A 25,601-nucleotide genomic window follows, 5' to 3' on the forward strand; every position below is an offset into this window, starting at 1 on the left:
GGGTTTGCGGGGACAGTCAAGTGGAAGCGTTTGATTTAAATAGCCTTAAGCTGGATTGTGAACCAAGAGGGGACAATCGTGGGAAATCGTGGATGGGTGCATATTCGTGTCATCCGTGTGATTCGTGGAAAAAATTTTTGCTCGATCAAACGGCCGTGAGACAGGGTGAAGAAGTTTGCCCACGGATCACACGGATTCACACGGATTTTCGAAGACGCTCCGGGAAAAGGACCGCCCCGGCAAGGGCGGCCCGAATGGTGGCAACGGGGATCAGTCGAGAATCACCGTGCCGTGGATGGGTTCCAGGACGATACCCTCACCGCGCAGCACGTCGGTCTGGTACGTTCCTGGCGCGATGAGCAGCCGGGTCCCGTCGGGGGCGAGGTCCACCCCGTCCTGCACGTCCGCGTAGGGGCCCAACAGGCTGCCGTTTCCGGGGACCGGATGCGCTCCGTCCACGTAGCGTTCGCCGCTGGTGGTTCTGGCGAGCGCCGCCTGCCACCCCAGGTTGCGCAGCGAGGTGCCGTGGTTGCGCAGGAAAATGTTCGAGTCGCATCCCCCGTTGGTGTGGATCGCGATCGAAACCTGCGTTTCACCGATGCGCTCGTAGAGCGGACTGCCCGAACTGCCCGATTCGGTATCGATGCGGTGTGTGACCGTCGTACCGGCGATTTCGAGCAACTCGCCCTCACCGGTCTGCATCGCCTTGTGGCGTTGCCGATGCCCGGAGGGTTGACCCTGGGTGGTGCCGAACCCGCTGTTGAACAACTCGTTCGACATGTCCTTCAGGTGGTCGCCCTGATCGCTGACCCGGAAGAAGGCCTGTTGCGCCTCGAGCGGCATCAGGCCCGTGTTGGGGTTGGGATAGACCCGGAAAATCATCCAATCGTCGCCGATTTCCCATTTAGGAACCCGTTCGATTCCGGCCGGGTCGAAGGCGTATTGGTGATCCGGGTGGGGATGGTTGATGTGTGCCGTGTTCGCATTCGTGGCGGGCACCTGGAATTCGAGGATCTCGAGATTGTCGAAGCAGTGTCCCGCACTGACCAGGTCGCCGCTGCCGATCAGCCAGGCGGTACAGGGACCCAGGCCGACGAAGCGGGCCACGGCCCGTTGCGCGCAGGTGTCATCGTCCGGATCGGCGCAGAGCTGGCGATCGTCCTGGCCGCAGAGATCGCGTTTGAGGCTGGTCAACTCGGCCTGCGGCAGGTAGACTTCCGCCTCGGCAAATGCCGCGGCGCCGGCGACGGCGTAAACCTGAACCTGCACCTCGGGTCCGCGAAGGAAGGCCGAACGATTCTGCCACTGTGCGGCGCTGACCGCGTCCAGGCGCTGGTAGTTCTCGGGATCGGTCACCGATCGAAGGATGACGAAGCTGTCGCCGCCCAGATCGAGCTGGGTGAAGCGAACGCGCAGCCAGTCCAGTTGCAGCGGATCGACGAGGGTGAAGCAACAGACGAGGGTACCTTCCGAGGGGTCGATGCCCAGGTCGACGCATTCGTTGGGGGTGTCGCAGCTCCCGTTCGACTGGGCCCAGGCGACGGGTACGAGGGTCAAGACCGCGAGACAGGTCGTGAAGAGTGTTCGCATCATCGTGGCCTCCTCACTGAAGTCCCACGAGCAGCAACACGGTCCCCTTGCCCTGATCCAGGCCCGTCATGGCCTTGCCGAGAATGGCGCCTTGGGCCAAGGCGTGATCGCGGACCGCCATGGCATATCCGGGGGTGGGGGAGGTGGTCAGCAAATCGCCGGGCCGAACGGCGCCGTGGGCGGCATCGACCTTGACGTAGACGCGACCGGTCAGGGCCACCGGCCATTCACCGTCGGCGACCGTGCCCGTCTGGCGCAGCAGCAGGCCCGTGTCGATGCCGTTGGCGCCGCTGATGACGCCGGCGACCGTACGATCGTAGGGCGTTTGGGTCAGGCGCATCTGGCCCGCGTTCTCCGGATCGATGGCGACCACGAACCCGGGCTCGACGGGGGTTTCGCCCGTGACGTGGAACGGCTCGGCCAGGTCGGCACCACCCACCAATTCCAGCGTGTGCACGCGGGCGCGACCGTTGACATCCAGCTTGGCTTGGGGTGCCGCGGTGCCGATGCCCACATTGCCGGTGTTGGTGTTGTAGACGTGGTTGCCGGTTTCAGCCCAGTTGGGATCGCCACCGCCGGAGCCATCGCCCACCGGTTCGCAATGGACCGAGCCGTCCCAAAGGATGGCGCGGATCGCGTAACCTTCGCCGCAGTCCTGGTAGACCCGTTTCTGGGTGTTGTCCCAGTCCATGGCCAGAATTACGTCGCCGCTGTCGCCGCCGCCGACGAAGATGCCCGAATTGCTGTTGGTCTGAATGCTGGTGATGTCGCCCTGAGCCCACTCCGTCACGCAATCGCCGCCGATGCAGAATTCGTCGGCGCGAACCGTGCCGTCGACGTCGAGCGCCGTACCCGGCGAAGCCAGGCCGATGCCCAGGCGGCCGGTGATGTTGGCATTGCCGAACACGCTGAGGCGGTTGCTGGGCGCAGTGCCACCGATGGCGACGTTGCCGGCCGTGTAATACAGGCTCGAACCGCTGCCTTGGCTCCAGAGCCCTTCGCCGATGCTCGTCTCGGAACCGTTCAGGGCGTGGCGGTAGTACAGTCGGCCGTCGTTCTTGACGTACAGTTTGCCGAAACTGCCGGTGTGGTTGGGCGATGTCGACTGCATTTGGAGACTCATGGCCCCGCTGACCGTGAGTCGCTCGTTGGGTTCCAGTCCGAGTCCCACCTTGACGTCGTTGTGGACGTAGAACGTGCTCTTGGACTTCATACCGTAACCCCGTTCGACATTGCGAATAGCTTCTTCGCGGGATCTACCGAAGGCGAGTTCGAGCATGATCCCGAAATCGTCCCAACTGAGGCGACCGTCGCCATTGATGTCCATGCGCGCGTATTCGGCCGGCGTAACGGCGATCTGGCCGTCGACGGCGCGGAGAAACGGCAGGATGTCGACCGTATTGACCAGCCCGTCGCCATTGGCGTCGCCGGTGCCGCCTTGAATGTAGGCCCCGCCGCGCACGTCGAGCTGGGCCTCCGGTTGGGTGGTGTTGATGCCGGTCCTGCCGTCGTTGTCGACCCAAACCGCGTTGGCCGGATTGCCGTCGGCGGCATCCAGGTGGTTGTTCTGTGCCAGCAGGCTCGGTGCGGCCACGCTGGAAAGAACGAAAAACCCGAGCACCGCCAGGGTGTTCAGGGTAGGAATGTTGGGTTTTGGTTTTGTCGCGGGGGAAATCCATGGAAGAGATGTCACGAAAACCTCCAGAAAAAGATATGACCTTAAAAAGTCAGAATGACGAATTTGAGACGTTTATGTGATCGATCACTGTATAGATAGCGTGAATTATTCTGAGAATGGTCCAACAATTTCTGGAGAAAAGTTGATTTGTGTGGCGTGTAAAAATGTAAGTAATTGAGATCAATATTATTACATTTCGTGAAAAAGTCGTCTTATGCGCGTGGTCTCGACAGGCGCCTGGAGAACACCCGTGGTGGGATTCTAGGCAGGGTCCTTCCATAAACAGCGAATTTTGAAAGGGTTCCTCTGGATCGACCCGGTTTCCAATGTAAGCTGCTTTCAGCGGGCAGGTATCAGATCAGCACATTTCCCATGGCCATGTATCATGCTGACATCCGACGCCTGAAACCTGATACCGTGCCCATCCAGCCAACCCACGTTGGGCGTCACGATCTTTCCGTTTCTGGATGGGCACGAGGTACCTTCGCAGCCCAAACGGGAAACGGCCCCGAGGAGCGGGGCCGTCCCATGGTCGAAACCGGGGCGTCCGTCATCAGGGCCGTGTTAGCGATGTCCGGCCGGCGTTCATTCAGAACGATCGGCGTGGCAGCCGTACCCTTTCTGGATGGGCGCGCGTTACCAGCCTCCGGCCAAGCGACGCTGCCGTGCGGCGTGGCGCCGCCGCGCGATGAAGCCATGGCCATCGTTGGCGAAAAACACGCCGGTGAGAATGACCGCCGTGCCTGGCAGGGTGGTGTTGCCGATCGGTTCATGCAGCACCAGGGCGCCGGCCAGAACCGCGATCACCGGCGAGATGTAGAGCCAGGTAGCGGCGAAGAGCGGGCTGATTCGCTGCATCAACCAAAAGTAGATCGAGGCCGCGACGACGGTTCCGAGCAGGGTCAGGTAGGCGAGGGAGGCCAGAGCGGGAAGACCGATGTCAAACGCGTCGACCGTCCAGCTCGCGGGTTCGAAGACGAGCGACAACAGGATTAGGATCACGCCGCCGAACAGCGATTGCCAGGCGTTGACGGAGAGGGGATCGATACCGCTGTCGCGAATCAGGCGCGCGCCCTGAACCGAACCGCTGGAGTAGAACAGCTCGCCGATCACCAGGACGACCAAGGCCAGCACGACCATGGTCGAGGCATTGAGATCCAGGGTCGGCCACACGACCATTAGAACACCGAGCATGGCCAGACCGAAGCCCAAACCTTGACCAACTGTTATACGTTTTCCTTGGCTGGCGTTATACAGTACTGCTATGGCCAGAGGCGATGCGGCCGAAACCAGTGCAGCCAATCCCGAAGAGACGTACTGTTCCCCCCAGTAGACCGCGGCGAAGCAGAGCGTGGTGGTGTAGGCGCCGATCTTGACCAGGTCCCACCACTGCCGGCCGGTTTTGGGGATGTGAAGTTTTTTGGTTAAATGCAACAAAAAAAGCATGATGAGGGCTGCCGCGAAAAAGCGGACACCCGAAGAGAACAGCGGTGCGAGACCGTGATTCAATCCTACTTTGATCGCCAGGAACGTCGTTCCGTAGATGGCGCACATCAGTGCGAACAGGGCATAAGCCATCTTTTCACCTCCACCCCAATTGGGTGTACTGTACTGGTGAGTGTTATATATCTCTCGTTGGAGGTGGTCAAGCGTCGCGGGCCGGTTTGGCCCTTTTTTGCTGGATTTTCTTGGAACTTTTACTTAAGGTTGGTTAAGTGTTCTAGTTGAGTTCCCAAAGCGGTGGAACAGATGGTGTGTCAACCGGACGCATCGGGTCGACTCCGGTCGCCATGTTCCCGCGTGGCGGGTCGCCGCGGCGCCCGGGTCGCGTAATTTCCAGGAGGTAACCTTGGACGCCATGGTGCTCGATCGCGACAACCCCGCGACCCTCACGGAGCAGATCGTTCGCGGCCTGCGCGAACGCATTCAGAGCGGAGGTCTCGCGGCAGGTTCGCGGCTCCCGTCGATTCGCAGCCTCGCCAAGGACATTCAGGTCAGCCCCATGACGGTCGTCAAGGCCTACGATCAGTTGGAATCCGCGGGCTGGATCTCGCGCGAACACGGCCGGGGCACCTTCGTGAAGGAACGGGTCAAGGGCCGGCGCGATCGCGGCGCCACGGATTGGCAGTTGGGTTTGATCGACGGGTTGCCGGAAGTGCCGGAAGTGGCGATGAACCCGGTGGCGCGCGGGCGGGTCAAGGTGGATCTGTCCAACGCGGTCATCGGCGAGGAAATGTTGCCCATGAGCGGCCTCGCCAAGGTTCTGGAATCGTTCGCCCGCCGGCCTGGCCGGTTGCTGGGGCATTACAGTCCCACGATCGGCGATCCCGAGGTACTGGCGGCGATGGGCGCCTACCTGAACCTGGATCCTGCCGAGCTGCTGGTGACCTCGGGTGCCCAGGAAGCCACCTATCTCGCGGGGCGGGCCTTCGTTCGCGCCGGGGAAGCGGTGGTGGTGGAGGCCCCGACCTACGTGGGGGCCATCGAGTGTTTCCGCGCCTTGGGTGTGCGGCTGTTACAGATCCCGGTCGACGAGGAAGGCCTGCGCACCGACCTGCTCGCCGCTGCCTGCGAAAACTATCCGGTGCGGTTGGTGTACACCATGCCGTCCTATCACAACCCCACCGGCGCGGTGATGAGCCGTCGCCGACGCGAGCACCTGCTGCAATTGGCGCAGGACCACCGGCTGGTCATTCTCGAGGACGATATCTGGAGCGATCTCTACTTCGACGGGCCGCCGCCGGAGTCGCTGTACCAGCTCGACCGGTTCGGGCACGTCATCTACACCAAGAGTTTCAGCAAGATCGTGTCGCCGGGCTGCCGCATCGCCGCGGTGGCGGCACGCGGTCCCTTTCACAAACGGCTGTTGCTTCACAAATCGGCCCTGGACCTGGGATCGCCCCAGGTAACCCAGATCCTGGTCGCCTCGTTTCTGCAGTCCGGGAAGTTGGAACCGGTGGTCGCGGGGCTGCGCACGCGGCTTCGCGAGCGCTATCAAATATGTGTCGAAGAGCTCAACCGCCACGCGCCCGACGGGTTGTTGTGGTTTTCGGTGGAGGGCGGCCTGACGCTCTGGATGCGGCTGCCCGATGGCGTGCGTGCGACGGAAACCGTACGCGAGCTGAGTTATCAGGGTCTCAACGTGCTGAGCGGCGATCTCTGTTATGCGACCGAGGTGCTGGGCCCCCACGTTCGCATCACGTTCAGCCATCCCGACAAGGACGAATTGGCGGCGTCGGTCCGCCTGTTGTGCGAGACCGTGGCGCGGTTGAGCCAGCGCGAGCGAAGCGCGAGCCCGATGCCGACGCTTTGAGGAGAGAGCTTCGCAGGTGCAGGGCAATGACTGCATTGGTTATTTTTTACCACGGAGTCGCCGCCCAGGCCGGGGGCCCGGGTTTCAGGTGGGTAACTAATCGAAGCGTATCGTTTGGGAGTTCCCGCATTTGTGAGAGGGGCGTCGTTGCAGTAAGTTGGCCCGCCGGGCCGACATTTTTCGACGAACTCCCTGCACATCCGCCTTTTTAGGTTTTTATCTTTATCTTCGAGCTTTACAGAGTTTGTTACATAAGAGCACACTGAGTACGCTGAGAGAGGTACGGAAAAATCGAGAAGGCAACGTGCTTGAATCACAAGGTTTAAGCTCGACCATCCTTTTTGGATCAATGACAGATCTTTGGATTACCTTCGCGTGCAGTATCCGAGATCGGGTTCACGATTCGTGAAAACAAGTGTGGTTCTTGGCGACCTCAGTCATTCTTCCCAAAAAATGGTGAACAGCGTCTCCTCCGGCGCTTCGCCGTCGCCTCCGTTACCTCTGCGAACTCAGTGGTAAAAAAAGACTTACACCTAAAATCCCCGCGCCTACGGAGAAACCCCTTCGCGGAACGCTTTTTCTCGTTCGGCCAAGGCCGGTTCGAGATCGGTGAGCAGTTTCCCGCCCACGGCGACGTTGTCGTAACTGTGCTCTTCGAAATGGATCACCAGGTGTTCGGCCGAGATGCCGGTCGTTCGTTCGAAGGCATGGGTGAGTTCCCGAGCGCAGGATACCTTCTTTTCTCGGGTCAGGCGTGGGCTGTAGACGACGATGTGGGGCATGGTTTCGATCTCCTTGCATGGATGGGATGGGGCGACCGTCCGAGTGTATCGCTTTCCCGCCGGATTTGCGCGTGCGAAACGCCGCCCGATGCGCGCTCAAGACGGATGGCGCCTCAACTTGTTCATCAGGTAGCTGGTCAGGTTTTGATTTCGGTTCAATTGAAGCTTCTTGCGGATGCGGCGCCGATGGGTTTCGATGGTGAAGGGCGAGACGTTCATCTTTTCGGCCACTTCTTTGGAAGACAGGTTGTTTTTGAGGTGATTGCAAACCGCGACTTCCGTGGGTGACAGCGACGGAAAAAGAACGCCAGCGTGTAGGAAGGGCGCGTTGGCCGCGTTTTCTTCCCGAGTGCTCTCGTCCGGCACTCGGTTCAAGGTCTCTTTCACAAGGCAATACACCCGTCGCGATAAGCTGTCGCGCCCATCGAACCGATCTTCATCACGCAGCAGGTCGAAAATCGCCCGCAGGCACCGCTGATAATCCCGAGGGCTGGATGGACGACTCAAAACGGGGCCGAGACCCTCTGGAAATGCACGGTGTCCGTGGTCGCCGTCCTCGGATGGGCTGGCGAGCCGAAACGCGTCGACCCCGTAGAGTTGCAGGATGAGTTGGCAAACCAAACGATTGAAGGGCCTGGTGTTCGGAGGCTCGGCGCCTTGGGGTCGTTCGATATAGAGGAAGCCCCGCGTACCACGGTGGTTTTGCGCGTGAACGAGCTCCAGGTGCATGGGCTCGACTTGGGCGAAATAGGGATCGCTCAGGCAATGCGGGGATTGTCGGCTATCCGCCACGATCAGGTCGTGGTTGAAAAAAGAAGCCTCCTGAAGGAAGGTCCACGGGACCTCCTTCCTCGATGGTCCCGCCCGAAACACCCGCGATTGGCCACCGGACGGATTGAACCGCGTCCTGCCGGCATCTCGGTACATCGCCAAAAGCAGTCTGGACGCCGGCTGCGATGAAGCCGCGGCCTGTAATAGATACTCGATGCGCTCGCCGACGCCGAGGTTTTCCAGGGACAGAATATCCACCCATGCTTGGAAAGGGGGCCGCGGGAGCGGGATCGTTGCCGTTTGCGGCTCCTCCGGCGGGGCCTCGGTCGATTTCCCCGTCTGCCGGATCACCTCGCCACCACCCCACACGGCGAGAACCTGTTGGGCCCGTTGGTCGAAAAATGCGTGGTTCCGGGTCTGGTCCTGTCGTTGAAAGGCAGTGGCCAGCATACGGCTGCACAGGCTTTCTACATAGGTCAGGCCCTGCAGGCCGGCCTGCCGCAGACATTCGAACAGGGTATCGAACGGCGGTGGTTGCCGGTCGAGTCCGGCTTGCAAGGCGGTCAACAAAAGGCACATGCAATGGCATTCCGCGACGCCGCCATTTTTCCAACGTTCGAGGGTGTGTCGGGCGGTTTGCAGGAAGGCATGGGCCTGGCGATCCCGGCAATCTTCGGCGACGAGGCAGTAGGCCGCGAATACATAATAGATGGGTTCCAAAATGGTTCCGTGCAGAAAACGCTCGTAGCTTTTCACCTCTTCGAAAAGGGTGATCGCTTGTCCGGTTCGGCCCAAGAGGACATGGACCACGAACCCGCGGAGCAGGAGCCAGCCGACCAATCCGCGGTACCCTTTTTCCCGCAGGTCATCGATCGACGTTTGCCACGTGGGCTCGCTGTCGATTGCCGGTGGGTGATCGGCACACAGGGACCACAGGTGTTTGGACACTCGGCCCGCCGAGGCGAGGTCGTGGTTTCTGGTTTTCTCGGCGAACTCGATTTGCTCGGTGGCCAGGTCCAGGAGGGTGTTCAGGGGGTCACCGCGAAGAAACGCCAGCGAGGCATGCCATTCCAGGATGAAGTTACAAAAGGCCCAATCACGCCCCTCGTGGGCTTGCCGGTACGCGGATTTCAGGAGCACCGCCACACCCGGCAACCCCTGGTCGAAGGCATACCATTGAATGGCGGCCGCGAATTTCACTTGATGGGAGAAACGGGCTTCGCCGCGTTCCTCTTCGCGCTTCAGCATCTGTAGGCTCGTTTTCCCCAATCGGATCGCCGTCGGAATGTCGCCGCGGATGCCGAACCGCCAGGCGGTCAGGGAACAGACGTAGGCCTTCGAGCCAATTTTTTCTGCAATGTGTTGGGTGTGAAAGAGTTGGAGAATCAAGTATTCCCACAGATCCGAATCGGCATTGAAGACCTGTGGGAACATTTCCAGAATGACCAACTCGCGGATCGGAAGCGTGTCCGGGCCGATTCGCACTTGGCCGGCGCGCGTGTCTTCCGATGCCAACCACGACTCGATCTCCCTTTCCAGACGCCGAATGGCTCGAGCCATCCGCTCGGGATCTTCGAGGATCTCGAACCCGTGAAACTTGAGCACTTTTAGGCCAAAAGTCACCGCTTCGCTCAATTCGCCACACTGGTGGTAGAGCCGGAACCGTCGGAGGAGGATCCGGGCGCGGTGGGCCGGGCTGGGTGCCTGGCGTTCCAAGCGCTCGAACAAGCGGCGACTCGGGCCTCGTTCGTTCTTGAGGTAGAGAATGACACCGAGTTCGGCGCCGAGTTCGAAACGGATGTCCCGGTGCTCGCGATCCGTCTCCTCCGAGAGGTTCAACGCCAATTCCAGACAAGCTTCGGCCTGGTCGAAGGCCATGAGGTCGAGGTGATGACAGGCGGCCTCGCGCAATACCCGAGCCGTGTTCAACGCCATCAACCGAGGATGTTTCCGCCGGTGTTTGCGCGCATCGCCCAAAAGCAGATGCTTGGCGATGGTTTCCGCGGGGCAAGCTTCGACGCGTGCCTCATGGAGCAGTCTCAGGGCGATGTGCAAGTGGATCTCGGCGGTGGCCACGTGCTTCAGGTTCATCACCCCGGCCCGGGTTTGGGGGTCGATGAACTGCCACAATTCGCCGGTTCCCAGGCTGCCGTAGAGGTCGATGGGTTCGCGGATGCCGACGAGCGATAGGGGACGCTCGTCGGATTCCAGCGATCCGATGAGACCGACGGTTTCCAACCAGTTCACGTGATGCGCGACGATGTCGTCGTCCTCACGACCCAAAAGGAGAAGTTCCACGGTGAACAGATCACCCAAACACGCGGCGACGACGAGCGTGCGCAGCACGTCCTCGGGCACGAGGGCGAGCTCGGCAAGGGCCGTTCCAAACCGTTGCCGGGAAGGGGCTTCGGGGGGCGTCCAACCCTTGTCCCATAACCAGGCCGAATGGTCTCCGGCCAGTTGCAGTGCGTGGTCTCGGTACATGTGCCTCAAGATATCCAGCACGGCGCCGGGTGTGCGGTGACCCCAGCGGTGGAACTGGGCGGTGAACGGATCCGCATCGGCCAAGGGCTTTTCGAGAACCCGGGCGATGAAATGCGCCGTTTCGTTTCGGGTGAGCGGCTTCAAGGAGAACCGATGCGTGCGTTTCGACCTGTCGAGCAAGGGGCTGGCTGCTTCCTGGGACCCGCGGCTGCAGGCGAGATACCAACCGGGCAGGTCGTCCTGAAGGTCGATCAGGCATTGAAGGGAGCCGCTGTCTACGCGCTGGGGGCTGTCCACCACGATCAGGGCGGGCGGCAAATGCGTGACCACCGCTTCCAACAGGTTTCGGAACACCGTGTGAAGCTGGTCCTCGCCGAACGAGGATTCACCGACGCTTGGCTGGGAACCGTCGTTGAGCAGGTCGAGCCCGGGAATCCGATCGATCAACCGATTCCAAAAATACCCCGCTTCCTGGCTGATTCGGTTCCGGATTCGATCCCAATCACCATGGTTCGAAGCACTTAGCAGTACCAGGCCCTCTTCGATCAAGAGCGAGACCAGCTCCATGGGACGCGGCGGACTGACCACATCCGTTCGAAAATCGAGCACGCGCAGATGGCGGTCGCGAGCCGAGCTCTGCAAATGCCTGAGGAGGGCCGTTTTTCCCGATCCAGGTTGGCCGGAAACCTCCAAAATGGTCAAACCGCTCGGTCGCCGCCGAAACAGCTTCGCGATCAAGCGGCGGAGTCGCGGCCGAGCCAGGGATAGATCCACATGCCGCCAGCGCTCGACTTCCACGTCCGCGGGAACCACCAAAGCCGCGCCGGACCGTTGCCGGAGAAGGCCCATCGTTCGTTTTACATCCAACAAGAAGTCGAAACCGCTTCGATACCCGAACCGATCTCCCGCGGAGACCAGTTTGCGCAGGATTTCCGCGAGCGCGGATTCATCGGGGAACCGTTCGGAGAGCATCGGCGCCAGGGCTTCGGGCGAGATCTTCACCTCTGATGTCGAAAGGGTCGGTCCTTGACCCTTGACCATCTCACGGATCAGGCGTAACCCGAGAAGACGCAGGTCGCCCAGGCCGTCAGCCAGGGTGGGGTTGTTCGCCTGGCGAAGTTCGGGGTCGTCGGCCTGATCGAGCACCCGGTATTCCAAACCGTCGACCAGGACGGTTCGGTGTTGCGGATCGAACCAGATCCGAGCTTGCAGCCAGTGGTGGTGGAACACGTCGTGTCGATGGCAGTCGTAGACCATGTCGGCAAGCGCCGCCACCACATCCATGAAGGCCCTGTCGTCAGCCAGGAGTCGTTCGGAAAGGGGGCGGTGTCCGCTGGTGCGTTCACGGCGCACGGCGGTGTAGACCGAGGAACGGGCCTGCATCACGGCTTCGGGCATCAGCCAGAACCGCGCATGGCTCAAGTGCTCCGCCAAATACGCAACTCGATCGACCAGGGCATTCAGGGAAAGGGGTCGCTGGAATGACTTCACCCAGTAACGGGACCCCGAGGGAACGTGGTAAGCCACATTGACGCGCACGAAGTGGTCCTCGTAGACAGCCTCCTCGAACAAAAATTGAGCAAGTGGAAGTAGCTCCATGGTCGCTCCTCATCGGGTCAAGGCGGGTGTGGGCTTGTCGAAAACGGGACGGTCGGGATGGTTTGGGGAAGGCCGGCCAACCAATGGGGAAGAGCATCCAGGCAGGGAAACCAACCTGAATGCTCGCGTGAAACCCAAAATGGGGGATCGGTTCGATGTGATGATTGCCGCCGTGAAGGGCCAAAGGTTCGGCGATGGTGGTCACGACCCATCGCTTTGATTTTGTCGGTGTTCCGTCGCCAACCATTAACTCGTATCCATCCAGCGTTGGACGGATTCCAGCATCCCCTGGGGTTCGACTGGATGGGCACGATCTCGGGTCTCGACTGGGCGGTCTCGGCAACGCGTTTATCTACAATTCATTAAATCATTAAATCATTAAATCATTGACGGATACGCGTCGCATGGCGCGCCTGGCCGGTTCAGTGGAAAAACGCGATACACCGCTGGTTGGGATGGGCACGGGTCGTGGTTTGTCGGTACGAGTCCTCCGGATCGCACTGGCCTTCATCGCATCGGGTCAGGGCCCCGTGCTTACCGGAACCCAATTGGTGCCGTCCCAGAGGTACGCCTCATCCAAGTCGCTGTCCCAAACCAGCGTTCCCGCATTCAGCTCGGCCGTGTTCAGGTCGTTGCGATCCGCGGTCGTGTAGGCCTTGAGCCCGACCGGACCGATCAGGTCCAAGCCGTTGGCGGGAGGATCGGGATGTGTCGCCGAGAACAGCGTCAGGTTGGTGAGGCTGTTGTTTTTGTAGACCATGACTTGACCGGAACCGGACTCGTCCTCGATCGCGCGGCCCGTGCCCGGTTGATCGATGAACTTGTTGTTGGAGATGCGGTTGCTCTCCCAGGAAACACCGAGGGACGTGCCGTTGGCGGTACTGTGGTAGATCTGGATGGAATAGGGTCCGCCCTGGAAGAAGGTGTTGCCGTCGATGACGTGCCCGCCGAAGTCGCTGGCCTCCAAGCGAATCCCCACGTTGCAGTTGGTGAAGGTATTGTTGAGAATGCACTGGCGTTGGGAAATCGCACCGCGAATCCCGCAAACCAGTTGGCCTTCGTAGGTCAGGAACCGGTTGTTGGTGATTTGGGTCATCCAGCCCAGGGTCTCCACCTTCGCGTCTTCACCCATGGACAGGAAGAAGGCGGGAGCGGGGTCGCCCTGCCCGTTCAGGAAAGGGTTGGCGTTGCCCACGAACATGTTGTTCTCGATGACCAGGCCTTCCCAATAACCGTAGACGTAGTAACAGTTCTCGAACAGGTTGTTGGAAACGATCGCCGGGCCGGCGAGGTGAAGCCGTTGGTTCTTGAAGCGGTTGTCGAAGATGGAAACGCGTTTGCTGTCGCCGTGAAGGATCAGCGCGGATGGCTGGTACTGGATCTCTTCGTCATGAGTGTAGGGGTTTCCGTGGAAGCGGTTCCGGGTCACGGTGACGTTGTCGACCGGATCGCCCAGGTAAATCGCGAAAGAGGTATGCCGATGGGGGTTGCCGATGTTCTCGAAAAGAGAATCGGCGATGCGAATGTTGGCGATGGTACCCGTGCCCACGCCGTGCACATAAAAACCGTAGGGCGTGGAGCCGACCGGTTCGAAGCCGCCCGGTTGAAAATCGTAGAAGCGGGTGATGTCGTGGATCCACAGGTTCCTCAAGGTGATGTTGTCGTTGTCGATCGTACTCGCCGTCGAGAACACCCGGATGCCGAAGTTGTGGAACCACTTGACCTCCACATCTTCCACGAGAAGGTTCGGGCAGCCGTCGCCGATGAAGATGCCGGTTGCCGCCACATCGGTGATGTCTTCGATCACGGTCTGGCCCGTGCCCGGCGGATTGTAGTCCGGATGCAGTTCGGGCAGCACTTCCACGTCGCCGCGGACCGTGAGGTCGCGAATGGTGACGCCGCTGGAGTTGGTGATGTTGAAACCGGTTGCGGTGCCCACCGCCTCGACGCCGGCACTGTCCATGTGATCGACGATGATGGTGCTGGCGCCCACGCCGTCGCCGCGAATGGTGAGGTTGTCCAGGTCGTCGATGCTCAGGGCCGCGCCGGTCACGCCGTCGAAGTTGAAACGGTAGGAACCGGCGGGGAAGTAGAGGGTGTCCCCGGCGCTCATCTGTTGGACGATGCTTCGCAAGGCCGGTAGATCGTCGGTGGTGCCGTCACCGGTTGCGGCGCAGGGTGCACACCCCGAATGCCCGTTTTTGACGTTTATTTCTTCCGCAAGGGCGGTGCCTTCGAGAAAAAAGAACCCTAGCAACATCGTTTGTAGAAAAAGTTTGGTCATGGAACGCTCCTTGGCGAAACGGCGACTGCCGAATGCGCTTTCTTCCGAAAAGGCTCCGTCATGCGGTATCTCGCCATTTTCAAGCGATTCGAGACTGACGAGCCGTTCGGTGCTCCATTTCTATGACGAGGCCGGAATTTTTCGAACCATTAAAAAATGAGTAATCTGATCGGGACACCCACGAATCTCGGGGATCGGCGAAGAAGTTCGTCCACGACTCGCACGGAGGCACACGAAGACATGTTCGTGCTCTGGGAGAAACCGCCCTGCTTTGCATGGCTGCGGGTGTGGCTCCTCCCCGCCCGTGCACCCGAGGTGGCGTTTTTTTGTGTAATATATTTGTATTAAATGTTTAATGTTTCGTGGTCTTCATTGAAAAAGCAGGACACCCGAGTCGTCTGGTGAGCGGGATCTGATGATGATGTCCAACTTCGGGTCATCTGTGTGATCCGCGGACACGTGGTTCCCGTGTGATGGGATATCCCCGAGCATCCCGTGGTTCAAGGGTCATTTTTCCTAAACCAGCCGCGATCGTGTACGCACTTTTCGCCATCGTGAAGTGTGTGAATCCGGGATAACCCGGCGAGGGCGAAAATTTGGTTGCCGACAAGTTGCGGCATGGCGAGGGATTTGTGTGGTGCGGCGAGGCTTGGTTTTGGTAAGATTTTTCCTGAAAACATTCAGGATAGACGTCTGATCCCGCAATCACCGTGGCACCGATCACGCCTTTTCATTTCGGCGACGATCCGGCTGCATCCGGAGACGCGGTGGATACGCTGTCACCATTCTTTCATTTCACCTCGATTGATTATGTCTGTTGCCGCTGCAGATACCAACGTGGAACCGAGTCCTCCCGCATGGCCATTGAATTCGGATTCAGTTCCAGCCGCGCAGGCAAGTTCTGGAGTACGTATGAAACCTGGAAATATTGCTCAAATGTTTTTTGAAACCTGTGAAAAGTATAAAAAACCCGATGCCGTCATGGTCAAGCGGGACGGTGCCTTTCAGCCCGTGTCCCACAAAGCCTGGCGCGATCGGGTGATTCATTTCGGTCGCGGCCTCATGACCCTCGGTGTGCAGGCCAAGGACCACGTGGCGATCTTGGCCGAATCTTCCTTCGATTGGACCGTCGCCGATCTGGGGATCATCAGTTCCGGTGCCGTGGATGTGCCGATCTATCCGACCCTCACCGGTGAACAAGCCGCCTGGATCCTGAACAATTCCGATTCGATCGGCCTGATCGTGTCGAATCGGGCCCAAGCCGAAAAAATCAATGTGGTACGCGGCCACCTGCCCATGATTCGCTTCATCATCGTCATGGATGGCGATTGCCCCGAGGGCACCATGTCCATGGCCGAAGTCGAGGAAAAGGGGCGTACCGCCGACAACGAAGTGGACTACAACAAGCGCTGGACCCACATCCAATCCGATCAATTGCTCACGATCGTCTATACCTCGGGTACGACCGGCAACCCCAAGGGCGTGATGCTGTCCCACGACAACCTCATTTCCAACATCATGAGCTGCATCCAGATCTGCCCGTTCGGGGCCGAAGACATTCACCTCTCCCACTTGCCGCTGAGCCACGTGCTGGAGCGCATGGGCGGCTATTACCTGACCCTGTACGCCGGCACCACCATCGCTTTCGCCGAAAGCATCGAGACCCTTTCCGACGACATGCGCGATGTGCGCCCCACGGTGCTGTTCTCGGTACCGCGCCTGTTCGAAAAAATCTATACCCGCGTGATCACCGGCGCGCGCGATGCCGGACTGCCCAAGCGCATGATCTTCCGTTGGGCGATGGGGGTCGGCAAGAAGGCGGTGCCGAAACTGACGCAGGGTCAACAACCCGAGGGCTTCCTGGCCAAACGTTGGAAGCTGGCCGACAAGCTGGTCTACGAGAAAATCCGCGAACGCACCGGCGGTCGCCTCAAGTACATGATCGCCGGTGGCGCCAAGCTCTCGGCCGAAATCGCCGAAATGTTCATCGGCATGGGCATGACCATCGTGGAAGGCTACGGTCTGACCGAAACCTCGCCCGTGCTGACGATCAACCTGCCGGAACACAACAAGCCCGGTTCGGTGGGCCCGCCGGTGCCCGACGTGGAGTTGGTGATCGCCGGTGACGGCGAAATCCTGGCGCGCGGCCCCAACGTCATGATGGGCTACTACAAGAATCCCGAAGCCACCCAGGAAGCCATTCGCGACGGTTGGATCTATACCGGCGATATCGGCCACATGGACGAGGAAGGGTTCATCACGGTGACGGATCGCAAGAAGGATCTGATCATCACGTCCGGCGGCAAGAACATCGCCCCACAGCCGCTGGAAAACGCGCTCAAGCTGAGCCCCTTCATCGAGCAGGCGGTGATCGTGGGCAACGACCGCAACTTCATCGCGGCCCTGATCGTGCCACCGTGGGAAACCATTCAGGACTGGGCCCGAAGTTTCGGGTGGTCGACGGAGCCGGAAAAGCTGGTCGGGGAAGAGGAGTTCCGCGACTTTCTGGCCAACGAGATCACCGACAAGATGAAGCACTTCGCCAAGTACGAGCAGGTCAAGAAATTCGAGATCCTGACCCGGCCGTTCACCTTGGAGACCGGGGAACTGACGCCCAGCATGAAGGTCAAGCGCAAGGTGGTCGCGGAAAAGTTCAAGAAGGAAATCGAGGGCCTCTACGTCTGACGGCTCTCGGGTTCCGAGCCGTGCGGCGGCGATGCGCTCCTGGATCGCCCCGCACGACCTCTCCCGCGATTTCCGGCGCGTGGCCGGATCGTACGAAGAGGTTTGCCCCCGAATCTCACGACCACACGCGAATTCCGGAGGCGAACGTTTCCGGCCTCGTCAACTGGCTTGGATCGAGGCGTTTTCCGCTTCGAGGGTGGCGGTTTGGGCCATGCGCCGTTCGCGGCATTGGGTCACGAACCGGTGGATGAGCACCCAGGCGAAGATGCCCACCGCGACGTTGGCCACCGAGGTCGCCGCGAAGATGCCGCGTTCGCCGAAAAATCGCGAACCCAGATAGGCCGCCGGGATGTACACCACCACCATGCGCAGGACCGAGATCAGGGTCGCCGGCAAGGGCCGCCCCATGCCGTTGAAGGCCGCATTGGCGTTCATGATCACCCCGTGCATGCCGTAGCTCAGCGGCACCAACCACAGGTAGGCGGCCACCATCTTGATGACCTCGCCCGAATCGGTGAAGCGGGCCGCGATCCAATTGCCGCCGAATCCCAGGACGACGGCCAACAGCGTGCCGTAGCTCAGGCAGAACAGAAAACTGACCGTAATCGACTCGCGGATGCGCTCGTGCTTGTTGGCGCCCAGGTTCTGTCCCACGAAGGGACCGATGATGGCCGACATCGAGTAGAAAATGATCAGGGCCATGGACTCCACACGTGAAGCCACCCCGAACGCGGCCACCGCATCGTTGCCGAACGAGGCCAGCAGGCGGTAGACGACCGCGGTACAGGCCGGGATGATCATGTTGGTCGCCGCGGCCGGCAAGCCCACGTGGAGGATGTCGCGCCAGGATTTTTTCAGGCCCGCCCAGGTGGGTCGCTCGAAGGTCAGCATGTGCTCCCGGAAGTGCAGCAGGTACATGGGCCAGAAAAACGTCAGCACGCGTACGGTGACCGAGGCCAGCGCCGCACCCTGCAATTCCATGCGGGGAATGGGCCCGAGCCCGAAAATGAAGATCGGGTCGAGAATGATGTTGCCCAGCGCGCCGACACCCATGATGAGGCTGGGCGTCCGGGCGTCGCCGGTGGCGCGGAGCGCGCTGCCGGCGACCATCGGCACGATCATGAACACCAGGCCCAGGTACCAGATCTCCATGTAGTCGCTGATCATGGGAAGCAGCGTATCGTCCGCGCCCAGCAATCGGAAGACGGGTTCGATCGTGAAGAAGCCGACGATGGCGATCAGGATCGAAAGCCCGGCGGACAGCAACAGGCTGTCGGTGACCAGGTGGCGAACCCGGCTTTGGTTGCGTTCGCCGATGGCGCGCGCGATGACCGAGGAGGTGCCGGCGCTGAGCCCGATGGCCAGCGAGATCAACAGCATGATGACCGGGAACGTGAAACTGACCGCCGCCAGTTGGGTGGGACCCAGTTGCCCCACGAAGTAGGTGTCGGCGAGATTGAAGGCCATCGTGGCGAAGAGGGCGCCGACCATGGGCGCCGTCATGGAAACAAGGTGCCGGGAAACCGGTCCTTCGGTCAATTTCGATTCCATGGTTCGACCCATGCTTCATCCTTGCATTGAAAAAAATGGAGATGCGCGCGACGTCCGTACCGGTCGTTCGGCCTCTATATCGATTCCTAGTTCTTACCCTTCGAAGCGGTCAATGGTTGCTTCGGACGGACAAAAGATCGTTTTGTCGTGCGCAGCGGGGCGTGGCGCCGACCAGGTGGGACCCGATTCGATAGCTTCGGGTGAGGCGCCATGACGAATACCGATACCTTTACCTTCAGGTTCGAACACCGTCCCCCCTTGCGCTCATTCCGGAAATGCGACAACTAACGAACTTTAAAGCCTTCGGCCCGGAAAAAGTCCTTGATCGGTTCACAATGATCGCCGCGCAGTTCCATGACGTCGTCCTGGATGGTGCCGCCCGTGCCGAATCGGGTTTTCAGTTTTTTCAGGTAGGAATGGGGGTCGAGGAGGTGGTACACGCAGGTGACCACCTTGCCCTTGGCCCGTTTTTCCTTGCGAATCAGGAGTGCGGGTTGCGGCTTGTGGGTCGCCGAGGATGAGTTGACGTTGGGCTCGTCTCCGGCAGGCGCGGCATTCGCGGGGGCGACCCCCAGTGACTGGGCCAGGTCCGCGAAGGGGTTTTGGCGCAATTCACCCATTTGGCTGAAGTCCAGGCGTTCTTTTTTCTTTCTTGCCATGTTCTTCCTCGCTCGGCTCATCCCGATCGAAACCGGTGCCCAAGCCCTTATCATAAACGGACTTTTCTTTCCGGACCACGCCTCTCTGGAGGGAAACCCCAACTGTCGCCTTTTACCCGCGAAAACAGCAGCAACACTTCTCCCGGAAATGCGGGAACGCCAATTTGGTTAAAAAAAGTCTGTCCACGAATCACACCGATTGACACGGATTTTAAAATCATCCTCCTAACTCGTATTCCCGATTCTTTGAAGGACCCGCGGTGCTGCGGGAGCCGTTCCGTGGCCGAGAGATTCGTCGTGCAGGGCCGGTAAGGACAGGTAGGTTCAGCAGGGGCGGTAAACCCGCTGGCTGAACTCGCCGAAGTGATCCATGCGAAGCGTTCCCGCATGCTGCGAGGGTCGGCGGGGCAGTAAGTTGGTCAGGGGCGGTAAGCCGGCCCGGCCGACACTTCGAAGTGATCAGGGCTGCGAAAATTCAGAACGCCAAAGAGCGAAGCTCCAATCAAAGCAGGGCTTCGGAATGTGCGACCAGCGGTCGCACCTACCTGGCACGACGACCATCTCAGGCAGCCGGGAACAGCATGCTGGCTCGCTTCGCGTTGTTTCTTTCTCGGGATCGAAAGGGTATGCCCGCGGGTGCGCGGCTCTTATGAAACCAAGTGGTGCATTCAACCAGAGCTGGGTTTTGCCGTCGTCAAATCTTGATCAGGAAGGCAGGAATAATGGAAACCAGGAAAAGCAGGACCATGATGTGTCACCCAATGCCGATCCTTTCCTGGTTTCTAATTTTCCTGAATTCCTGCTTAATTTTTCGGATGAATGACCCATGGCCCTTCGCCAGAAAAAGGTATGCTGTTTCTTTCTCGAAATCGAAAGGGTGTGCCCGCCGGTGCGCGGCTCTTAATGAAACAAATCACGTAAAGTCAGAAGGTAAAGATAAAAACCCGAGATGATCATTGTTCGGGACATTCGCCGAAAAATGTCGGCCCGACGCCCTGGGCGGCGACCCTGTCGGCGACGACGTCGACGAGACCAGCCCAGTGTGTATCGTTTAAGCATGGAGGCGTTCGACATATGGCACAGCGCCAAACGGGCTCGCGTGTTTCTCGAACTCGATCCGGTAGCCCCGGGGAAGTGTTAGACGGCCTGGCCGTTTGGGCGGTGGTCCAACTGGAAGACACAACCCAAGCAAAGCCAGCCGCAACGGCTGACTATGTCGGGTTCGTGCCACACTTTTGGGTGGGGGGACGTTAATTGTGGTTGATCGGGGACTGGCCTTTGGGCCTGAGCGTCTCGATGATCTGGGCATCGACCCACATAATGTTCATATTTCCCTTTCCTTCGCCTTGGTTTCTGTGAAAGAAAAGAAACTTGCCGTCGGGCGTGACGCTGGCTGAGATTTCCCCGACTTCCGTGTTTACCGTGCCGCCCATGTTGATCGCATCACCCCATGAGCCGTCTGGCTGTCGATAGCTGATATAGAGGTCGGAATGGCCATAGCCGCTCTCCCGCCTGCCGTCAAAGATCAAATAGGACTCATCCGGTGCGATGAACGGGTGGGCATTGAATTTTCCGGTGTTGATTTCCTTGCCGAACGGTTTGGGTTCTTCGCGTTTGCCGTCTATCAAGCGTGAATAACGAATCACACCATCCCCATCATCGGAACCGATCTCGTCAAAGACGTAGGTTCCTTTCAACGAGGCCGTCAGGCGCATGATTTCGAGGGCTAGGAAAGACGGGCCGAGTTTTTTAATATCTGACCATCCTGTTTCGGTGCGCTCCTTATAGCGCACACCCAGGTGCATGGTCTTTCCGTCGGGAGCGATGAAGGGTTGGCCCACTCGGCGAGATATATATGACTCGATCCAACGTTTGTTTTGATATTGAAAAACAAAAAAATCGTCCTCTTTGATGAAGTAGAACTCTTTCATGTCCGGCGTGAAGACGCCGCTATATTCAAACAGCTCTGTCGAAACAATACCGGGAGCGAACGCTTCAGGATTGGAGCCCGGCGGTTTTTGCCCGATATAGGGGCCCTTGATCGCTGGAAGGTCATCTTGGCCGAAACCTTGGCTGCCAATGACAGCAAGCGCCATCGTCGTGAGAATAAAAATACGTTTCGTGAACGGCATGAAAGACACAAAGCATAACGTGACAACATGTTTCAGGTTCAACAGGCTCTCCCTTTACAACACTAGCTTTTTTGACGTTCGTTACGTCAATGAACGAAACGAGGTGATTGTAACGGCCCGAACTTGAAAACACCTGAAGTCGTGCTGATTTCTTGCTGACTTCCTACTGGCGGTTTGGAAGTGGCTTGTTTGTCAGTTGTTTACGAAACCGAATGCGACTGGGATCAGAGCTGCTGCGTTGGGTAAACGATCGAAGTGCCCTGGGGCGGTTCCCGGCTAGGATGAGGCAAAGCAGGGGCGATCGAAAGGGAGATGGCACCGCCAAGTTTCGTTCGAAGCCGGACCATGGGAGGATTGGCGGTTTCGCGGAACGGAGTTCCATGGACACCGCATTGAAGGCCTCCTGGGTCAATGCAAAGATGAACTTTCCGCCCCAGGTTCGTTTTGGGCGCTCGGTCTATCGCGAAACCCAGGGGCGGCTTTCCAACCACTGGCGGTAGTAGGCGGACATCATCAGCGAGGTGAAGTGGCGGGTGTGGGTGAAACGCTCGATGTTGTGACCGAATCGATCCATCAAGACTTCCAGCCAGGGGAGCGCCTGGCGGTGATCACCCGTCATCAAGCTGAGTTCCAGCAGGCGCCAGTAACAGGCCTGACATTGGGGGACCTGTGAAGCGGCCTTCTGGAGAAGACTCTTGGCCTGGTGCATATCGCCGTGAGCGATGTGGACCTCCGCGCGGACCAGGTCCAGCAGGGGATCGCCGCCGACCAGTTGATCGATGCGGTTGATCAGCTCCTCGCTGGCGAACAGTTCCATGCGGTGCAGGGCCACCGAGAGCAGCAGCAGGTGGTAGGCGGGCTCCTCGGGCCATTTACAGTAGAACACCTCTTCCGCTTCGGTGAGCGCCTGGTCGTCCAGGTTCAATGCGATGCGCACCAGGTCCAGCATCACGTCCTTGCGGTAGCGGACCGGTCGCGGCAGGTTGGACCAAATGCGTCGCGCCGCCATCCACTGTCCGTTCTGCATCAAATCGCGCATCAGCGGATGTCCGCATTGGGTCAGATCGATCTCGGGTGCCGTCGGCGCCTCGGAAATATCGGGAATGGATGCGGGCTGGTTGGGATTTCGCGCCTCGCGATGTCGCTTCGCCAGGCGGTGGTGGTAGCGTTCCGAGAGGCTTTGGCCCAGGCCCAGGAAGTGGATGTCCGACCAGGTCCAGCCACCGCGAAAATTTTTGTCGACCACGATCTTCATGTAGGAGAGCGCGGGCGTGTGGTTTTCGGATTCGCCGTGAACGCGTTCGGCGCTGAGGTCGAGTTGGCGGAAGACCGCCACCGTGTCGTCCTCGTGCTGGAGGAAGCGCAGGAACTGGACCGGGGTTTCCATGGCCGGCCAAAGTGCCTCGCGCAGGGAAGGATCTTGGGTCATGGATATGTGGGGACGTGTCGGGGGTTCCGTGGGCTTGGGCTCGAGATCTGCCGTTGCATGGATTTGGAGAAACGCGGAAAACCCTGGTTTGTTGAGCAGGCTCATCACCTGTTCCAGGTCGCCGCGATTGAGGCAGAATTCGAGGTGCTCCACGAAAGCCCGCGCACTGCGGGGCTTGTGGGTGTGGTTTCTCAATGCCAGGTAGGCCACCAAGGCGAGGAGCGCCACGATCGGTCCGACAAACCACAATCCCTCCACCCAAGTGAGGAGTGGGAGGTTCATGAAGGCTCCAGAAAAGTATGGATCGAGAGTTTACGAGTTCATGATTTCAATGAATCGGTTTTGAAGACAAGCCTAATGGGGGATTCGATGGATGGGAGGGAGAGGTGCCCGCCTTTGCGCGCCGTCGTTGCCGATGTAGCGATACCGATGCACCCTTTGGGCGTGCCGGCGAATCGTTTCCGACGGGTTTCGCGGCCCGGCTGCGCGTCGTGACGCGAAAAGGACGCCGGAAGAAACTTTAGGTCGGATACATGTGAGGAGTTGCGGAAAACAGTGGCTGCACATGAGGAAGGCTGTCTAGGTCAGACCCCCGGGACCAGGTAAACCCCATTCTAAAAGAAAAACAATCCGATAACCGATCAAAAAACTGTAAAAGTCGACATATGCGTCACGGTGACGCCTGACGATAGACGAAGTGTGGTGGAAATGCGGGCGAAAAGTCGAAAATGGCGGCGGGATTCATTCGGGGGTTTGAAATGTCCCCAGATCACAGCTCCCTTCCTAAGCTTGAAATCGAACCTGATCAGCCAAAAAGGAGAGCCGTAAATGCTGGGTTACATCTGAATGAGTGCGTAATTGGCCGCGAAAACTTCTGAAATCTGAAACTCGAAACCCCAACAGGTGCCCATCCAGCCGAAAACTCGGTGTGTGTAGCGCCGGTCCTCTTTTGAATGGGCCGCACCGGGTGGGCCCGGTCTTTTAGTTGGAAGATTGGATCCGTTCGAGAATCGCCGCCGCGGCCCGATCGCGGGGTACTTGGAATTGATCGCTGGCGATCAGGTCCTTGACGGTGACCAGGTTTTGGTCGAGTTCGTCGCGGCCCATGATGACGGCGAAGCGGATCCCGGCGCGGTCCGCGTAGCGCAACTGCTTGCCGAATTTGCCCTTCTCCGCGTAGAGAATGGTGTTGACCCCGCCCTGGCGCAGTTCGGCGGTGAGGTTCAGGTATTCCTTGGAAAGGTCCGCATCCATTTGGGTGACCAGGGCCTGAATGGTGCTCTTGCCGGCTTGGATGATGCCGGCCGCGCACAGTTGGTAGAACAGACGGGTGGCGCCGATGGAGATCCCCACTCCCGGCAGTTTCGAGGAGGTGTAGTAACCGGCCAGGTTCTCGTAACGCCCACCGGAGCAGACGCTGCCGATCTTCAGGTGGTCGTCGAGAAAGGTCTCGTAGACCGTGCCGGTGTAGTAGTCCAGCCCGCGGGCGATCGAGAGGTTCAGTTTGAGGTGGCTTTCCGGCACACCCAAGGCCTCGATGGTTTCCACCACCTGGGACAGTTCCTCCAGGCCGGTCTGGAACAGGGGGTGGTCGATGCCCAGTGCGGCCACTCGATCCAGCACGGCGCGGTTGCTCTCCGCCTCCATCGCGATGAAATCCATGATGCGATGGACCTTGTCCGCTTCCATGCCGAAGTGCTCGCCGGTCAGGGTTTCCACCACGTAATCGCGGCCACGCTTGTCGATCTTGTCCACCTCGCGCATGATCAGCGTCTGGCGCTCGGGATCCTCGACGCCCAGTGCGGCGAAGAAGCCGCTCAGCAACTTGCGGTTGTTGATGTGGATGGTGAACTTGCCGACGTTCAACTCGGAAAACACGTGGTAGATGACCGAAGGGATCTCCGCATCGTAGTGGAGGCTCAGCTTGTCCTTGCCGATGACGTCCACGTCGCACTGGTAGAACTCGCGAAAGCGGCCGCGCTGGGCGGTTTCACCGCGATAGACGCGTTGGATCTGGTAGCGCCGGAAGGGGAACACCAGTTTGCGTTCGTGCTCGGCCACGAAACGGGCGGTCGGTACCGTGAGATCGAAGCGCATGGCCAATTCGGGATCGCGGCCCTGCTTCAGGCTGCCGCTGGATTGAACGAAATACACCTGACGCTCGGTCTCACCGCCGCTTTTGGTCAGCAGGATGTTGCTGTATTCCATGACGGGCGTCTCCAGCGGCAGGAAGCCGAATCGCTCGTAGCCGCGGCGAATGACGTCCAGCATGTTTTGAAACGCGATTTGCTCGTTGGGAAGGAGTTCCATGACTCCGGGCATGGTTTTGGGCTTGATCAGTTCCATAAGTCGCTTCATCCCCACTGTTTTTTTCCAAGTCCTCCGAACTATAGACCGGGTGGGGCACCCAATTCAAGAGCGCGAACCGGCCGGTTCGGCTACCGATCCGGTGGGGCGGTGGGCGGGCCGTCGCAAGGTCCCGATGGCAGGTGTCACTTCGGTGCACCCGATGGTTCCTCCGGAGTTGGCGATTGTCTCCGTTTCGGAGCGGTACTAGAATAGGGCCCATCCAGAAACGGAAAGATCGTCGCAGCCCAGGCGGTTCGCCTGGATGGGTACGGAATCGGGTTTCAGGTGTCGGGTT

At 59.5% G+C, this 25,601-nt stretch carries 14 protein-coding genes; 3 read left to right on the forward strand and 11 right to left on the reverse strand.

All coding sequences use genetic code 11. From position 1 onward, the window contains the following. Positions 1-270: 270 nt before the first annotated feature. From J3U87_RS24320 to J3U87_RS24330, 3 genes are all read right to left on the reverse strand, one after another. On the reverse strand, positions 271-1,593 hold the full coding sequence (locus J3U87_RS24320; protein ID WP_237378380.1) for a trypsin-like serine peptidase: 1,323 nt from the start codon (positions 1,591-1,593) through the stop codon (positions 271-273). Between the two features lie 10 nt (positions 1,594-1,603). Further along, entirely contained in the window at positions 1,604-3,283 is a 1,680-nt protein-coding gene (locus J3U87_RS24325; protein WP_237378381.1) for a dockerin type I repeat-containing protein, read from the reverse strand. 621 nt (positions 3,284-3,904) lie between these two features. After that, positions 3,905-4,846: a DMT family transporter gene (locus J3U87_RS24330; RefSeq protein ID WP_237378382.1), complete on the reverse strand. Its 942-nt coding sequence runs from the start codon at positions 4,844-4,846 to the stop codon at positions 3,905-3,907. A 280-nt stretch (positions 4,847-5,126) separates the two neighbouring features. On the opposite strand from J3U87_RS24330, the gene J3U87_RS24335 reads away from it, so the two are divergent. Continuing rightward, positions 5,127-6,581 carry an aminotransferase-like domain-containing protein gene (locus tag J3U87_RS24335; protein ID WP_237384535.1) on the forward strand — a complete coding sequence of 485 codons (1,455 nt, stop codon included), beginning with the start codon at positions 5,127-5,129 and terminating at the stop codon, positions 6,579-6,581. Between the two features lie 548 nt (positions 6,582-7,129). Here the strand turns inward: J3U87_RS24335 and J3U87_RS24340 are convergent. The 3 genes from J3U87_RS24340 to J3U87_RS24350 all read right to left on the reverse strand — a co-directional run bounded on the left by J3U87_RS24340 (position 7,130) and on the right by J3U87_RS24350 (position 14,501). Continuing rightward, positions 7,130-7,363 carry a tautomerase family protein gene (locus J3U87_RS24340; protein WP_237378383.1) on the reverse strand — a complete coding sequence of 78 codons (234 nt, stop codon included), beginning with the start codon at positions 7,361-7,363 and terminating at the stop codon, positions 7,130-7,132. A gap of 96 nt (positions 7,364-7,459) precedes the next feature. Then, entirely contained in the window at positions 7,460-12,217 is a 4,758-nt protein-coding gene (locus J3U87_RS24345; protein ID WP_237378384.1) for an AAA family ATPase, read from the reverse strand. Positions 12,218-12,737: 520 nt separating this feature from the next. Next, positions 12,738-14,501 (reverse strand): right-handed parallel beta-helix repeat-containing protein, encoded by a 1,764-nt coding sequence (locus J3U87_RS24350; RefSeq protein WP_237378385.1) that lies wholly within the window; start codon positions 14,499-14,501, stop codon positions 12,738-12,740. A gap of 936 nt (positions 14,502-15,437) precedes the next feature. Here J3U87_RS24350 and J3U87_RS24355 point away from each other — a divergent pair. Then, a complete protein-coding gene (locus J3U87_RS24355; RefSeq protein WP_237378386.1) occupies positions 15,438-17,186 on the forward strand; it encodes an AMP-dependent synthetase/ligase in 1,749 nt (582 codons plus the stop codon). A 159-nt stretch (positions 17,187-17,345) separates the two neighbouring features. On the opposite strand, the gene J3U87_RS24360 is transcribed toward J3U87_RS24355, so the two are convergent. Continuing rightward, positions 17,346-18,749, reverse strand: coding sequence for an MATE family efflux transporter (locus tag J3U87_RS24360; RefSeq protein ID WP_237378387.1), 1,404 nt, complete (start codon positions 18,747-18,749; stop codon positions 17,346-17,348). A 272-nt stretch (positions 18,750-19,021) separates the two neighbouring features. Then, positions 19,022-19,396 carry a translation initiation factor gene (locus J3U87_RS24365; RefSeq protein WP_237378388.1) on the reverse strand — a complete coding sequence of 125 codons (375 nt, stop codon included), beginning with the start codon at positions 19,394-19,396 and terminating at the stop codon, positions 19,022-19,024. Between the two features lie 520 nt (positions 19,397-19,916). Between J3U87_RS24365 and J3U87_RS24370 the strand changes: the two genes are divergently transcribed. Then, positions 19,917-20,219, forward strand: coding sequence for a hypothetical protein (locus tag J3U87_RS24370; protein ID WP_237378389.1), 303 nt, complete (start codon positions 19,917-19,919; stop codon positions 20,217-20,219). A 427-nt stretch (positions 20,220-20,646) separates the two neighbouring features. Here the strand turns inward: J3U87_RS24370 and J3U87_RS24375 are convergent, their stop codons facing one another. The 3 genes from J3U87_RS24375 to hisS all read right to left on the reverse strand — a co-directional run bounded on the left by J3U87_RS24375 (position 20,647) and on the right by hisS (position 25,303). Then, positions 20,647-21,570 carry a TolB family protein gene (locus J3U87_RS24375; protein ID WP_237378390.1) on the reverse strand — a complete coding sequence of 308 codons (924 nt, stop codon included), beginning with the start codon at positions 21,568-21,570 and terminating at the stop codon, positions 20,647-20,649. Between the two features lie 415 nt (positions 21,571-21,985). Beyond that, entirely contained in the window at positions 21,986-23,239 is a 1,254-nt protein-coding gene (locus J3U87_RS24380) for a tetratricopeptide repeat protein (RefSeq protein ID WP_237378391.1), read from the reverse strand. Between the two features lie 699 nt (positions 23,240-23,938). Beyond that, complete coding sequence (gene hisS / locus J3U87_RS24385) at positions 23,939-25,303, reverse strand: histidine--tRNA ligase (RefSeq protein WP_237378392.1); 1,365 nt, start codon at positions 25,301-25,303, stop codon at positions 23,939-23,941. Positions 25,304-25,601 lie beyond the last annotated feature (298 nt).

The organism is Sulfidibacter corallicola (assembly GCF_017498545.1).
Taxonomy (GTDB): Bacteria; Acidobacteriota; Holophagae; order Acanthopleuribacterales; family Acanthopleuribacteraceae; genus Sulfidibacter; species Sulfidibacter corallicola.